Source organism: Paraburkholderia caledonica NBRC 102488 (assembly GCF_000685095.1).
Classification (GTDB): Bacteria; Pseudomonadota; Gammaproteobacteria; order Burkholderiales; family Burkholderiaceae; genus Paraburkholderia; species Paraburkholderia caledonica.
Genome location: NZ_BAYE01000008.1, coordinates 105,054 through 119,594 on the forward strand (window position 1 = coordinate 105,054; position 14,541 = coordinate 119,594).

13 protein-coding genes are annotated in these 14,541 nt (G+C 61.6%); 6 read left to right on the forward strand and 7 right to left on the reverse strand.

Features of this window, described 5'->3' with window-relative positions:
• The first annotated feature begins 341 nt into the window (after positions 1 to 341).
• Positions 342 to 1,052 (forward strand): FadR/GntR family transcriptional regulator, encoded by a 711-nt coding sequence (locus tag BCA01S_RS18080; protein WP_027778112.1) that lies wholly within the window; start codon positions 342 to 344, stop codon positions 1,050 to 1,052.
• A gap of 36 nt (positions 1,053 to 1,088) precedes the next feature.
• Here BCA01S_RS18080 and BCA01S_RS18085 read toward each other — a convergent pair whose 3' ends face one another.
• The 3 genes from BCA01S_RS18085 to BCA01S_RS18095 are packed head-to-tail and all read right to left on the reverse strand — an operon-like array spanning position 1,089 to position 4,097.
• A complete protein-coding gene (locus tag BCA01S_RS18085; protein WP_027778113.1) occupies positions 1,089 to 1,406 on the reverse strand; it encodes an AtuA-related protein in 318 nt (105 codons plus the stop codon).
• A gap of 1 nt (position 1,407) precedes the next feature.
• The gene (locus tag BCA01S_RS18090) at positions 1,408 to 2,766 is read right to left on the reverse strand and encodes an acyclic terpene utilization AtuA family protein (RefSeq protein ID WP_027778114.1); all 1,359 of its coding nucleotides are present in this window, start codon (positions 2,764 to 2,766) and stop codon (positions 1,408 to 1,410) included.
• Positions 2,767 to 2,792: 26 nt separating this feature from the next.
• A complete protein-coding gene (locus tag BCA01S_RS18095) occupies positions 2,793 to 4,097 on the reverse strand; it encodes a CitMHS family transporter (RefSeq protein WP_027778115.1) in 1,305 nt (434 codons plus the stop codon).
• A 99-nt stretch (positions 4,098 to 4,196) separates the two neighbouring features.
• Between BCA01S_RS18095 and BCA01S_RS18100 the strand changes: the two genes are divergently transcribed.
• The 3 genes from BCA01S_RS18100 (at position 4,197) to BCA01S_RS18110 (ending at position 6,589) form a co-directional block, all read left to right on the forward strand.
• Positions 4,197 to 5,027 (forward strand): LysR family transcriptional regulator, encoded by an 831-nt coding sequence (locus tag BCA01S_RS18100; protein ID WP_084166882.1) that lies wholly within the window; start codon positions 4,197 to 4,199, stop codon positions 5,025 to 5,027.
• Positions 5,028 to 5,178: 151 nt separating this feature from the next.
• On the forward strand, positions 5,179 to 6,006 hold the full coding sequence (locus tag BCA01S_RS18105) for an alpha/beta fold hydrolase (protein WP_027778117.1): 828 nt from the start codon (positions 5,179 to 5,181) through the stop codon (positions 6,004 to 6,006).
• Positions 6,007 to 6,361: 355 nt separating this feature from the next.
• Entirely contained in the window at positions 6,362 to 6,589 is a 228-nt protein-coding gene (locus tag BCA01S_RS18110; RefSeq protein WP_027778118.1) for a hypothetical protein, read from the forward strand.
• A 200-nt stretch (positions 6,590 to 6,789) separates the two neighbouring features.
• Here the strand turns inward: BCA01S_RS18110 and BCA01S_RS18115 are convergent, their stop codons facing one another.
• Positions 6,790 to 9,018, reverse strand: coding sequence for an NADP-dependent isocitrate dehydrogenase (locus BCA01S_RS18115; RefSeq protein ID WP_027778119.1), 2,229 nt, complete (start codon positions 9,016 to 9,018; stop codon positions 6,790 to 6,792).
• A 359-nt stretch (positions 9,019 to 9,377) separates the two neighbouring features.
• On the reverse strand, positions 9,378 to 10,382 hold the full coding sequence (locus BCA01S_RS18120) for a TauD/TfdA family dioxygenase (protein ID WP_027778120.1): 1,005 nt from the start codon (positions 10,380 to 10,382) through the stop codon (positions 9,378 to 9,380).
• A 412-nt stretch (positions 10,383 to 10,794) separates the two neighbouring features.
• Here BCA01S_RS18120 and BCA01S_RS18135 point away from each other — a divergent pair, with 412 nt between their 5' ends.
• Positions 10,795 to 11,103 (forward strand): putative quinol monooxygenase, encoded by a 309-nt coding sequence (locus tag BCA01S_RS18135; protein WP_027778121.1) that lies wholly within the window; start codon positions 10,795 to 10,797, stop codon positions 11,101 to 11,103.
• Positions 11,100 to 12,263 carry an iron-containing alcohol dehydrogenase gene (locus BCA01S_RS18140; RefSeq protein WP_027778122.1) on the forward strand — a complete coding sequence of 388 codons (1,164 nt, stop codon included), beginning with the start codon at positions 11,100 to 11,102 and terminating at the stop codon, positions 12,261 to 12,263. Before BCA01S_RS18135 ends, BCA01S_RS18140 begins: the two co-directional genes overlap by 4 nt.
• A gap of 86 nt (positions 12,264 to 12,349) precedes the next feature.
• Here the strand turns inward: BCA01S_RS18140 and BCA01S_RS18145 are convergent, their stop codons facing one another.
• A complete protein-coding gene (locus tag BCA01S_RS18145; protein ID WP_027778123.1) occupies positions 12,350 to 13,744 on the reverse strand; it encodes a sensor histidine kinase in 1,395 nt (464 codons plus the stop codon).
• Positions 13,734 to 14,411, reverse strand: a complete 678-nt coding sequence (locus BCA01S_RS18150; RefSeq protein WP_027778124.1) for a response regulator — start codon at positions 14,409 to 14,411, stop codon at positions 13,734 to 13,736. The genes BCA01S_RS18145 and BCA01S_RS18150 overlap by 11 nt, the downstream gene beginning before the upstream one ends.
• Between the last annotated feature and the right edge of the window lie 130 nt (positions 14,412 to 14,541).

The following is a 14,541-nucleotide window of genomic DNA, read 5'->3' on the forward strand; positions in this document are numbered from 1 at the left end:
AACGGCGATGCACAGATATGTTGTCTGATGACAGTCTACTGCCGATCTGCAGCGGTTTCCAATGTGGTGTTTACCCTTTATTTTCGGCTACAACTAACTTACATGGACGAAAGTCAAGGCGCACCGGCAGCGCTTCATGCCCGCAAAGCCGTTAAAATAAGACGTCCGATGACATGAAAGACTGCGGCGAGAATCGGCTGCGCTGACCAACGCCTCTTCATCATCGTCGAGCCATGAATTTTTACGACAGACGCTATGATGGCTAATGTCCAGACGTCACCAGACGTCCCGCGCGCCCTCAACCCGCGCGTTTCCAGCCGATTAGTCAACAAGCCACAGCAATGAGCAGCCTAACTGAGAAAGTGGTGGCCACCCTTTCCGATGAAATCCGCCGCGGCGTCCTGAGACCAGGAGACCGCATACCCACTGAAGTCGCGATGATGAAGCAGCTTTCTGTCAGCCGCTCGGTCGTGCGCGAAGCCATCTCGCGGCTGCAGGCGGCCAGGGTGGTAGAAACGCGTCATGGCATCGGCACGTTCGTGCTCGCGCCGGCCGCTGAAAAAAGCATGCAACTGCCCGCCGCCGACCTGTCGAGCATGCTCGACGTGATGGCGATCATCGAATTCCGTATCGATGTGGAAGCGGCGTCGGCAGCGCTCGCCGCTGCGCGGCGCACGGAGCAGAGCCTGAGACAGATGCGCGCGGCGCTCGCACGCTTCGAGTCCGAACTCGAACGCGGCAGCACCGACACGCTCGCGCACGACGTCGAGTTTCACTTGCAGATCGCGCGCGCAAGCGGCAACCGCTATTTTTTCGACGTGCTGAGCCAGTTGGGGAGCGCGGTCAGTCCGCGCACGCGCCTCGGCTCAGCGGAAATTGCAGAACTCGATCAGATCGAGACCTTGCGCCACGTGCTCAACGAGCACCAACTCATCTACCTTGCGATTGAGCGCCAGGACCCCGACGACGCCCGCGCCGCGATGCGCATGCATCTGAGCAACAGCCGCGAGAGGCTGCGACGCGCGCATGAGTCGAGTGCGCGAAGCGAGTAGCACAGCTCGAACGGCGGTGCATTGCCGCCGGCGAATTCATAGCGACGGCGGCGCTTCGACTTCAAGGCTCATCAACGCGGAACTGAGCGACTTGCCGTGCGCGTCGAGCGCGAGCGAGCGCGTCACGCCTCCGCCCAGCGCCTCGCCGAGCACGAAGTTGAGCGCCGCAATGGCCGGCAGTTCATAGCGCGCGACATTGCCGCGCACGACATCCGCGAGATGCGCCTTCACGCGCTGCGGTGTCAATACGGCCAGCAAATGCTCGTAGTGCCGTACGTCGTAACAGATCACCGAGATATTCAGCGTATTGCCCTTGTCGCCGGTTCGCGAATGGGCCAGCTCACGTAGTTTCATCTCACGCCTCCACCATCGTGAACGTCGGCTTCACAAGCTCGCGCGGCAACAGCACCGATTGCACCGCGACGACTTCGCGCGCTGACTTCGTGACTCCGCCGCCGCCCGCCGGGCCGTTCGTGTATAAAGTCTCGACTTCGTTGGCGACGCGCACAGCTTGCTCCAACGACGCAGTGCGCCCCGCCACGCGCGCGCGCACTTCGTACGGCTCCGCGGAACTATCGGCAAGGGTCTCGCCATGCAAGGCGTTCACGCCGATCAGGTCGAAGCGTAACTCTTCGGTCTGAACTCCGGTCAGCGCAAGCCGCTCGCGCACGATATCGAGTGCGAGACGGGCACGCGTCAGCGCACCGGGGCCCGCATAAGAAATTTGCCCCTCGCCGATAAAACCGTCGAAATACGCCACCGAGACCTTGAGCGTGCCCGTGCGCGGCGCGCCACCGCCGCCGCTCACGCGAACGCGGTCTGGCGCTTCTTCCTCGACGTGCACGCGCGAGAAATCAGCAACCACGTCTGGCTGCAAATAGCGCTGCGGATCGTGGATCTCGTACAGCAGCTGCTCCTTGCACGTCGCCTCGGTCACGCGTCCGCCAGCCTGCGCGAGCTTGGTGATGACCACGGCGCCGTCTTCGCCGACTTCCGCGATGGGAAAGCCGAGCCTCGCCAGCGCGGGAATATCCTTGAACCCAGGGTCCGAGAAATAGCCACCGGTGATTTGCCCCGCGCATTCGAGCAGATGGCCGATCAGCGTCGCCTGACCCAGCGTCTGCCAGTCGTCCATGCGCCAGCCGAATTCATGGATCAGTGGCGCCACGAACAACGACGGATCGGCCACACGTCCTGTGAGGATGATTTGTGCGCCCGCCGCGAGCGCGTCGACGATTGCGCTCGCGCCGAGATACGCATTCGCGGAGACGAGACGCGACTGGTAGTCCGCTACCAGCTCGCCGGATTCCTCGAAGCGGAAGGCGCCGTCACGCACCGCATCGAGCACGTCGTCGCCGGTAACCGCCGCAATCTTGACGTCGCCGAGACCAAGCGAGCGCGCAATCTCCGCTGTCTTGTGCGCCGCCGCAAGCGGATTGGCCGCGCCCATGTTCGAGACGATGCGCACGCCATTGCGTAGCGCGGCTGGCAACACCGCCTTCATGCGCGTCTCGAGCAGCGGGTCGTAGCCGAGTTCGGGGTCTTTGCTGCGCGCCTGCTGCGCAATCGCAATCGTGCGTTCGGCGAGACATTCGAACACGAGGTAATCGAGCACGCCGTCTTCCGCGAGTTCGACTGCGGGCTCGATACGATCGCCCGAATAGCCCGCGCCCGCGCCGATTCGCACGAGGCGTCCATGCTGAGTGGCTGTCATGCTGCTCACACCTGTTTCCGTAAAAGTCACAGTGAAAATATCCCCAACCCGACACACGCAATCGTCATCACGATGGATGCGCCGAACAACAGGGGGAACGTGAACCGCTGATGATCGGCGAGTTCGATCCCGCACAAGCCGACCACGAGAAAGGTGGCCGGCGTCAATGGGCTGACCGGAAAGCCCGTCGTCATTTGACCGAGCAACGCGGCCTGGCCGACCTGCACCGCAGGCACGCCGAGCTGGCCCGCCACTTCGGCGATAACCGGCAGTACCCCGAAGTAAAACGAATCGGGATCGAACAGCATGCTAAGCGGCATGGACATGATGCCGAGCGCGACCGGAATATGGCTCGCCATCGCAGGCGGCACGAAGCCAACTGCGGCTTGCGCCATCGCCTTGAGCATGCCGCTACCCTGCATGACGCCCGTGAACACGCCGGCTGCGAGAAGAATGCCGGCCATCATCAATGCAGCGCGGGCATGCGCGTCGATCCGTTTGCGCTGCATGTCCACGTTCGGATAATTGACCATCAACGCGACACACAGGCCGACCATGAACATGATCGCGGGCGGAATTTTTTCGCCCATCACGACCATCGTGCCGAGCACGACGATCGTGAGCACGATGTTGAACCAGAAATTCTTCGGTCGCCGCAACGCCTGTTCTTCCGGCGTCAGTTCGCGTTTCGGCATCGGCACGGCACCGCTCGCAGCGCCGAGACCGAGCCGCTTTTCCTCGCGACGTCCAAGCCAGAATGCAACGCCGAACACGAAAACGAGCCCGATTGCCTGCACCGGAATCAGCGGATTGAACAGCGCCGAGATCGGCAGATGCAGCGAAGCGGACGCGCGAATCATCGGTCCGGTCCATGGCAGGAAATTGATGCCGGCCGCCATCGAAACGGCCGCCGCCAAGACGCGCCGGTCCATCTTGAGACGGTCATAGAGCGGCAGCATCGCGGGAATCGTGACGAGAAAGCAGACCGCGCCGGAGCCGTCCAGATGGATCAGCAGAGCGAGCAGCGTGGTGCCCATCACGATGCGCGTGGGCCGCGTGCCGACCGCGCGGAGAATGCGGTCGATGATCGGATCGAGCGTGCCCGCGTCGGTAATGGTGCCGAAATAGAGAATCGCGAACACGAACATGCCGACGACCGGCGCGAGCCCCTTGAGCCCGTCGATCACGAACTTGCTCGTTTGAAAGCCGAACCCGCCGATCAACGACGCGGCAATCGGCACGATGATGAGCGCCACCAAAGGCGACATGCGTTTCGACAGGATGGCGCCGAGCAGCACGACGATGGTGGCCAGCCCCAGTAATGGCAGCATGTGCTTGTCTCCAATGTTGTTTTTTACTGCGATCCAGCGTCAGTTCAGCCCACTGATAAATCAATTGAAATGAATTGATTGCAGCAATTACAAACGATCATGGATCTGAATCTTCGGGACATTCGCGCGTTTATCGCGGTCGCGCAAACGGGCAGCTTCACGCAAGCTGCAGCGCGCCTGCACCTTTCGCAACCGGCATTGACGGTGCAGATCAGGCGCCTGGAGGGAACCCTTGGCCTGCGGCTTTTCGACCGCAACAGCCGAAATGTCGCGCTCACGCCGACGGGGCGGGATTTGCTGCCGCTTCTGCAAAAGTCGCTGCACGACATGGAGCATGTGCTGATCGACGCTCGCGCACTCGGCGACGGCGCGAGCGGCACCGTGCGAATCGCCTGCCTGCCGACTTTCGCGGCAAGCTCGCTGCCCGAACTCGTTCAAGACCTGAAGAAAAGTGTGCCGCGCGTGAGTTTCGAGGTGCGCGATGTCGTCGCTAGCATGGTCAATGCGTTGGTGCGTAATGAAGAGGCCGATATCGGATTGACCGGCGGCGCTCTCGACGACGCGAACCTGGAAGTGCTACATGCGGGCATCGACAGGCTGGTGGTGGTTTGTCCGAAGCGGCACCCGCTAGCGAAGCGGCGGCGCATCACGCTTGGCGACCTTGCGGCGACGCCGCTGGTGTTGACGGCGCAAGGCACGAGTGTGAGGGCGGTTGTCGATAGCGCGTTTTCGAACGCGCGGTGCGTGCCGGAAATTGCCTGCGAGCCGACCTACATGATGAGCGCCGTAGCCATGGTTCGTGCAGGGCTCGGCGTGACGATACTGCCGGCGTCGGCGCGCGAAGTGAGGGCGGAACCTGAACTCGTGGTGCGTCCCGGCGTCACGGAGACGTTCGTCGCGATGCTGATCGAGAAGCTCGATTCGGAGTGAACGGCGGTTGGGCGCTGGCGGTGTGTTTCCGAGAATCGGCGAAGCGGCAAGAGGCAGCAGAATCTCGTAGGTTCGTTGCGATGCGGGCTGCTGTGCTGGCACGCTGTCGCTTGCGATGACAGTATTGGCAATCAAAGAGGAGACAACGGCGATGGCAGCTTTCCAGGTACCGGATGATGACTCGCTTGAACGCTTCGAAGCACACGGCGCGCCGCCGCTGCCTGCGTCGAACGAGTCGGGCTGGGTCGAGCACGAAGGCGCGCGAATCTGGTACGCGTCTCACGGCAGCGGCACGGCAGTGATTCTGTTGCACGGCGGACTTGGTCACAGCGGCAACTGGGGTTACCAGGTGCCGGCGCTCCTGGCTGCCGGACACCGCGTAGTGGTGATCGACAGCCGCGGTCACGGGCACAGCACACGCGACGCGCGGCCGTATAAGTACGAACTGATGGCTTCTGACGTGCTTGCCGTAATGGACGCGCTTGCGCTCGAACGCGCGGCAATTGTCGGATGGAGCGACGGCGCGTGTGTGGCGATGGTGCTGGGCATGGTGGCGCCGCAACGCGTCGCCGGCGTGTTCTTCTTCGGCTGCAACATGGACCCCAGCGGCACCAAAGAATTTGTAGCGACGCCGGTTATCGACCGCTGTTTCAGCCGGCACCGTCAAGACTACGAACGCCTCTCCGCCACGCCTGACCACTTCGACGCATTCGTCGCCGCGGTGAGCGAAATGATGAAGACCGAGCCTAACTATTTCGCGGACGACCTCGCGCGAATCCGCGTGCCGGTTGTCATCGCACATAGCGAACACGACGAGTTCATCAAACGGGAGCACGCCGAATATCTGGCCGGCGCGATTCCCGGTGCGGAATTGAAGGTGTTACCCGGCGTCAGTCATTTCGCGCCGCTGCAAAAACCGGCGCTGTTCAACAAGGCGATGATTGCGTTCGTGAGCGTGCTGTCGCGAGGCCGCTCCTGAACGCATACAGGTGTGTATCTACAAAACACGCAAAATTTCACGATGTGACACGCGGCCTTGCTTCGTAAAAAATCGTGGTGCGTGGCACAAACCCGTCATTTCGCAATGCCGCCCCACGTTGCACATCGCAAAATGAAACACACAACACACTGATTTTCAAGAATATTTTTCGCTATAACTAAGCACCCAACGACCGCTTGCTCCGCTGCCTGCTGACATAGACTCTTTTACAAGAGCAGGCGCTTCATGCGGTACGGTGGATTGGATGCGATAGAACCGTCTCGGACAATCCCCGAATCCCACGCAAGAAGCCGCCGGAGCACAGCGGTTTTTATTGGCAATTGGGAGATTAAAAATGAAAGGCTTTCGCTTTGGATCGACCGAAGGAGCGTTCTACATTTTGCCGGGCCAGGGCGGCTGGGAAGCATCGTACGGCAACGACAAGCTTGGCGAGTTTTCCAGCCCGCAACAAGCGGCTGACGACCTCGCGCGCGGGTTGACCTGTCCGCATCTGTCCGAAGTCGACACCTCGACGCTGGAAATTCCGGAGAAACTGAGCGACTGGGAAATCGTTCACGTTTGATGGATCGCACTACGCGCGTCAGCGATATGCAGCCAGAAACGACGATGGCGCTCAAGAGCGCCATCGTCGTGCTTACCGCTTACATTACCGCTTACTTTTATGCCGCGTCAGGTGTGTGCCTGGCTGCGTCTTTCAAAGCGTGCACAAGTGCTTTGTCACCTGGGCCGCTCCTCTCACGCTTCCGCACATGGCTGAACACTTTACGCGATCGAGTCCACGATTTCGTTCAGCGTGGCGCTCGGGCGCATAGCCTTGCTCGTCAGTTCGACGTTCGGACGATAGTAGCCGCCGATATCCACCGGCTTGCCTTGCACGGCACGCAGTTCCTCGAGGATCTTCGCTTCGTTGTCGGCCATCGCCTTGGCTACGCCGGCGAACTGCGCCTGCAACGCGGCGTCTTCCGTTTGCGCGGCGAGTGCTTCGGCCCAGTACATCGCGAGGTAGAAGTGGCTGCCACGGTTGTCGAGACCGCCGACCTTGCGCGCCGGCGACTTGTCGTTGTCGAGGAACTTGCCGGTTGCCTGATCCAGCGTCTTGGCCAGAACTTGCGCCTTCGGGTTGTGATAAGCGCTGCTCAGATGTTCGAGCGACGCTGCCAGCGCCAGAAATTCACCCAGCGAATCCCAACGCAGGAAACCTTCTTCGACCAGTTGCTGAACATGCTTCGGCGCCGAACCGCCCGCGCCCGTTTCGAACATGCCGCCGCCTGCCATGAGCGGGACAATGGACAGCATCTTCGCGCTGGTACCCAGTTCCATGATCGGGAACAGGTCGGTCAGGTAGTCACGCAGCACATTGCCGGTGACCGAGATCGTGTCCTTGCCGGCGCGGATGCGCTCGACCGAGAACTTCGTTGCCTCGACCGGCGTCATGATGCGAATGTCCAGACCGTTCGTGTCATGGTCCTTCAGATACTGCTCGACCTTCTTGATGATCTGCGCGTCGTGTGCACGAGCCGCGTCCAGCCAGAACACGGCCGGCGTGCTGGTGGCACGCGCGCGGTTCACCGCGAGTTTGACCCAGTCCTGCACCGGTGCGTCTTTGGTCTGGCACATGCGCCAGATGTCGCCCGCTTCCACCGTTTGCTCGATCAGCACAGCGCCGCTTGCGTCGGTCACACGAACCACGCCGTTCGCCGGAATCTGGAACGTCTTGTCGTGTGAACCGTATTCTTCAGCGGCTTGTGCCATCAGGCCGACGTTCGGCACCGTGCCCATGGTGACCGGATCGAATGCGCCATTCTTCTTGCAGTCTTCGATCACTGCCTGATACACGCCCGCGTAGCAACGGTCCGGAATCACGGCCTTGGCGTCGTGCAGTGCGCCGTCCGCGCCCCACATCTTGCCCGACTCGCGAATCATGGCCGGCATCGACGCGTCGACGATCACGTCGCTCGGCACGTGCAGGCTCGTAATGCCCTTGTCCGAGTTGACCATGGCCAGTTGCGGACGCTGTTCGTACTGAGCCTTGATGTCGGCTTCGACCTGCGCAGCCGTTTCGGCCGGCAGGTCTTTGAGGCGCGCGTACAGATCGCCGATACCGTTGTTCGGATTGAAGCCCGCTTGCGCCAGCGCGTCAGCGTGCTTGGTCAACACGTCTTTGTAGAACACCGACACCACGTGACCGAAGATGATCGGATCGGACACTTTCATCATCGTGGCTTTCAGGTGCACCGAGAACAGCACGCCCTTGCTCCTGGCGTCGGCGATTTCCGCTTCGATGAAGCTGCGCAGCGCGTTCTTGCTGAGCACCGACGCGTCGATAATCTCGCCCGCCTGCACCGGCGTCTTTTCCTTCAGAACCGTCTTCGTGCCGTCGGCAACCGTCAGTTCGATCTTGACCGCACCGGCCGCAGCGATCAGCGCCGATTTTTCACTGCCGTAAAAATCGCCGCCGCTCATGTGAGCGACATGCGACTTGGAGTCTGCAGCCCATGCGCCCATTTTGTGCGGATGCTTGCGTGCGTAGTTCTTCACCGACAGCGGCGCGCGGCGGTCCGAGTTGCCTTCGCGCAGCACGGGGTTGACCGCGCTGCCCTTGATCTTGTCGTAGCGTGCCTTGACGTCTTTTTCCGTTTCCGTCGTGGCGACGTCCGGATACGGCGGCAGCTTGTAGCCCTGATCGCGCAATTCGGTGATCGCGGCCTTCAGTTGCGGCACCGAAGCGCTGATGTTCGGCAGCTTGATGATGTTCGCTTCGGGGCGCGTTGTGAGTCCACCCAGCTCCGCCAGATCGTCGGAACCCTTCTGTTCCGCGGTCAGGTAGTCCGGAAATGCAGCGATGATCCGGCCAGCAAGCGAAATATCGCGCGTTTCAACGATCACGTCGGACGAGCGCGTGAACGCCTTGACGATCGGCAGCAGCGAGTAAGTCGCCAGAGCAGGCGCTTCGTCGGTGAGGGTGTAGATGATCTTCGGCGGTGTGGACATGTTTGATGCTTTGCTAGGTGAAGTGAGAGACAGAGCGTTGGACGCGCTGAGCCAGCGAGTTGCGACGAAGCAGCAAAACGCAGCGCGACCCGCGGCACTACTTTTTACGGCCCGAGCGTGAGTATATGCGCGTTTTCCTCTATCCGCTGCTAAACAAACATGCCGGCGAACCCGCCGAAAGTGCGATGATGCCCACCAGACAAGGCTTTCAGCGATTTATCCTATGCCTGAAGACATATGTCTTATAGATGACTCAGGTCGCTGATATTTTGTTAGATGCGAATAGTTTGCATTAACGCCGAGCCGAACGCATCCGCGCAATTGTGTGCGGACCACGGCGCTGCGGTTGTCTTTCTGCGCTACACCGTCTGGCCTTCACGGTAACTCTGTGCCATCGCGACGACCACCTTGCGCGGCCCTTCGAACGGGTCGCGTGCATGCGCCGTCAACATGTTGTCGAGCATCAGCACGTCGCCGGTCCGCCAGGGGAACACGACCCGCTCTTCGTCAAGAACGCCGCGAATCTGTGCGAGGGCGTCGGCTTCGAGCGGCGCGCCGTCGCCGTAATACACATTGCGCGGCACGTTTTCCAGACCGACGGAGTCGGTCAGTGCGTCCTGCATGTCTTCATCGAGCGACGAAAGATGGAACAGGTTCGCCTGGTTGAACCACACGTTTTCGCCTGTGCGCGGATGCCGCGCCACCGCCTGGCAACGCTCGCGGGTGCGCAGAAGCAACTCGCCGTCTTCGCTGTCGCGCCATACGCATTCAATGCCGCGCGCGCGGCAAATACGCTCGACTACGGCTGGATCGTCCGAGCCGAAAGCCTGCTGCCACGGCAAATCGAGCCCTTGACCGAAGTTGCGCACGTAAAGCAGTTTGCGGCTCGCAAAACGCTCGACGAGCGCGGGGTCGAGCGCGCGATAAATCGCGCGGCTGTCCGCAATCGGCGTCGCGCCGCCGGAACGCGCGGCGAGCGCGCAGTGAAACCAGATCCGCAACGGCCATTCGCGGGTGTACGACTGCTCGTTATGCAAAGGGATCGAGCGATGCGGCGGATATTCCGTCGACGTGTACACCGCGCCCTCAACCTGGCTGCGCGGCGTAGACGCGAATTCATAACCGATCAGCGGATGCCCGAACGAAGCCGCGAAACCTTGAAATGCATCGATCGAATCAACCCGGAAGCCTGAAAAGAGCACGCCGCCGGCGCGCTCGAGCGTCTCATCGGCAATTGCATGCAGCAGCGGCGCGGCGTCGTTCAATGGCATGCCCCCGCCCGCGCGCGGCGACACGACCGTGGGTAGGCCGGGCTCGATAGACAGATCGGCGAGCGTGGGCCGCGGTGTCGAAAGCATGGTCATACGAATTCCTTTGGATGAAGCCGTGTACCGGCAGCAGTCTGGCGCCGCCGGTTCGTTTGTTCGCCGCAACCACGAAAACCAGCGGCGACGAGTAAGGCCGCGCAGTGCTCGGATGCACTCGACATTGCACGGACACGGTTTGTCGGCCGCGCGCACGCTCGTCCTTCTGAAACACGCTGACAATCTATCGCAAACGCGAATGATTCTCAATATCCGAGTGAGATGGCCCTGCCGATCTGATGGATTCGCTCGCGGAACGCAGCAAGACGATGGTTTTGCCGTTCAGCGGGCGATCCGAATCTGGTACAACTGGGGTTCGGCGCCGCGTCTGCCCGGCTCGGAATATCGGCGGCTCGCGGTGACATTGGCTTCACGCTGTGAGATCTCGACCTCTGTCTTGTTGGAGTTACTGATGGCTCATGCCTACCTGCAGGTGATCGCGCATTATTTCGCCAAGCCCGGCAACGGCGATGCGATCGTGAAGCATCTCACCGAACTCGCCGCCGCCACTCGCGCGGAGCCGAAGAACCTCTACTACGAGTTCTTCCGCTCGCCGCTCGAGCCAGACCATTTTGTAATCCTCGAACAGTACAGCGATGCGGACGGCCTCGCGGAGCATCGCGAGACCGAACATTTTCAGCGTCTTGGTTTCGGCACAATCGTCCCCTTGCTGGAGCGACGCGAAGTGTCGAGCCATATGGTCCCGGGAGAAGCAGCATGACGCACGCATTCCGCTTTCAAACGGTGCCCACGCTCATAGTCGAATTCGGTGCGGCTCGTCGGCTCGGCGCTTTGCTGCGCGCGCAATTTCCGGCGCTTGAACGTCTGTGTGTCGTGACGGACGGCTTCCTGCACAAAAGCGGCTTACTGGACCCGGCACTTGCCGATCTCGAGGCGCATGGCTGGAATGCGACGGTGATCGACGACGTGATCGCCGATCCGCCAGAACATGTCGTGCTTGAAGCGACGGCTCGCGCGCGCAGCGCCGGTGCCGAGATCGTGCTGGGCTTGGGCGGCGGCTCGTCGATGGATGTCGCCAAGCTCATCGCAGCACTCGCTCCACAGCAACAGCAGCAACTCAGTGAAATGTATGGCGTGAACAAAGTGACGGTGCAGCGCCTGCCGCTCGTGCAGATGCCGACCACTGCGGGAACCGGCTCCGAAGTCACAGCTGTGTCGATTGTCACAGTCGGCGAGGCCAGCAAGATGGGCGTCGTCGCGCCGCAACTGATCGCCGATCTGGCGATTCTCGACGCCGAACTCACGCTCGGACTTCCCGTCGCCGCCACTGCGGCCACGGGGATCGACGCCATGGTTCACGCGATCGAAGCGTATACGTCAGCGCATTTGAAGAACCCGGTATCCGACATGCTCGCGATAAAGGCGCTCGAACTGCTGTCGCGCAACCTGCTGCCCGCGTGCGAGGACGGCAACAATCGTGAAGCGCGCGAGGCAATGCTGCTGGGCGCGACTTTCGCGGGACAGGCATTTGCAAACTCGCCGGTCGCTGCCGTGCACGCGCTGGCGTATCCGATCGGCGGCATTTATCACGTGCCGCATGGGCTTTCCAACGCGCTGGTGCTGCCGCATGTGTTGCGCTTCAACGCTGACTCTGCGGCAGATCTCTACGCGGAACTGGCCGACGTGGTCGTGCCGGGAGCGACAGGCAGCGCCGAAGACAAGACCCAGGCGCTGATCGAAAAGCTCGAACAGATGATTGCCGCCACAGCGATCCCGGCGCGGCTGCGCGATGTCGGCATCGAGCGTGAAGGGCTCGGACGCATGGCCAGCGACGCGATGTTGCAAACCCGACTACTCGTGAATAATCCCAAGCCTGTCAGCGAGGCCGGTGCTCTGGCGATTTACAACGCTGCCTTTTGATACGCGTTGACTTCGACACCAGCACAGCGGCGACCGCGAGTTTTTCAACGCGATACAGCCGCCGCCGGCCGCAATAGCTGGCGCTGCTAGCCTGCGCGCGACTGCCCCGACGCCGCACGCGGAAAGGAAACGGCGATATGCACGCCTTTACCGCCCTCGCCCGCTTGGAGCACGATATCGCCTTTGTGCGCGTCCGCGATCTCCCGCACGATGGCGAGTCCGAGACCCGTGCCCTCCGTATCCGTCGAGGCGCGAAAGAACGGTTCGAATATGCGGCTGCGAGACTCGGCTGGAATGCCGGGACCGTCGTCGATCACGCTAACGGTAACCCTGTGCGCGTCGGCGGTCACTGCGACCGTGACGTGCCCGCCGCCGCCCGTGTAGCGAATTGCGTTCTCTGCGAGATTGGCGATCAGCGCCTGAAGCAGGCCACGGTGCCCAGCCACCGGCGCGATGTCGCAAAGCTCCGCGCCGAGATCGATTCGCCGCCCTTGCGCAAGCAGCGCGAAGTCTTCCACCACTTCCATGGCTAACGGCACGAGATCCACCGTTTCGACGATCACCTGCCGGTTGTCCGCCGCCTCGGCCTGAGCGAGCAGCAACAGCTTGTTGGTGAGTCCGACCATTGAACGGTTGCTGCGATGCATGGCGGCCAGTGCTTCATCGAGCGCCGGGTTCACGCCACCCTGCTGCCGCGCGAACTGCAACTGGGTGCCGAGCAGCGTGAGCGGCGTGCGCAACTGGTGAGCGGCGTCGGCGATAAAACGGCGCTGCGCGGCGACCTGCACACCGAGGCGCGCAATGCACTGATTGATGGCCTCGACAATCGGCCGCAATTCCGTATGCAGACGGTCCACGCGGATCGGTTCGAGTTGCATGGGATCGCGATCGGCGACCTCGTCTTTCACCTTCATCAATGGACGCAATTCGAACGTCAGACCGATACACACGAGCGCCACCGCAAGCGCGATCATCTCGATCTGCCTCACGAGTTGCGGTTGCCATAGTTGTTCGGCCATCGCGTCGCGTGAACGCACCGTCTTGCCAACAGTGACGCGCACGTGGCGTGTCGCGCCGTTGTCGTACATGAGCCGAACGAGCCCGACGGCGCGCACAGCTTGGCCGTATAGCGCGGTGTCGTAGTGGTCCGGCGTGTCGGCCGCTTGCGCTGGACGCGGCGGGAATTCCGGCGTACCCGCGAGAAGTTGCCGGTCGTCCACATTGACGCTGTAGAACACCTGATCGCGATAGGGCGACGCGAAAATTTCGAGCGCCGCGGGCGGTACATCCACGCGCAAAAAGCCGTCTACCCATTCCACTTCGCCGGCAATCATTCGCGCGGAAGAAATAAGCTGATTGTCCTGCACGAGATCGGCCGTTCGACGGGCATTGTCGTATTCGGCCTTGCCAGTCACGAACACATACAATGCGAGCGGCACCAGCAACCACCATAACAATCGGACGCGCAAACTATTGGTCATCTTCTTTCTTGCGCAGCAGATAGCCGAGCCCGCGCAGCGTGACGATGGCCGCCGAACTGCCGTCGAGCTTCTTGCGCAGGCGTGAGATATAAATCTCGACCGCGTCTTCGCTCGGCTCATCGGCCAGCGTGAAGATCGCGTCGACGAGCGCGGGCTTGGTCACCGTTTTGCCCAATCTAAGAATCAGCGTTTCGAGCACCGAGCGCTCGCGCGGCGTGACGTTCAGCGGCGCGCCCTTCAATGTGAACTGGCGCGTGTCGATGTCGAACGCAAGGTCGCCGCATACTACTTCGCTCGCCTTCGACGGCGACTGCCGACGGATCGCCACCTTGATTCGCGCGATCAGCTCGCGCACTTCGAATGGCTTCACCAGGTAGTCGTCGGCGCCCGCGCCGAGCAACTCCACTTTCTCGTCGATCGAACCGCTCGCTGTCAGAATCAGCACGGGAGTCGCGTCGCCGCGCTGACGCAGCCGGCGCAGCACGTTTTTGCCCGACAGCTTCGGCAAATTGAGGTCGAGCAGGATCACGTCATAGTGATTCGTGCGCAGCAAGCGGTCCGCCGCGTCGCCGTCCTGCACGGCGTCCAGAGCGAATGCCTCCTGCTCCAGCATCTTCGCGAGCCAGTGAGCGAGAGTGGGATTGTCTTCTATGAGCAGCAGCTTCATGGCGCGAACGGCGAGAGTCAGGGCGTCGATTGTGCCGTAAAAACAGGGCGCTGCGCGTATCGCGTGAGGTACGCAGCATACAGTTCCATGTTTTTATCTGGAGCTTCGGCGGCATGCGCTGCGCGCGGTT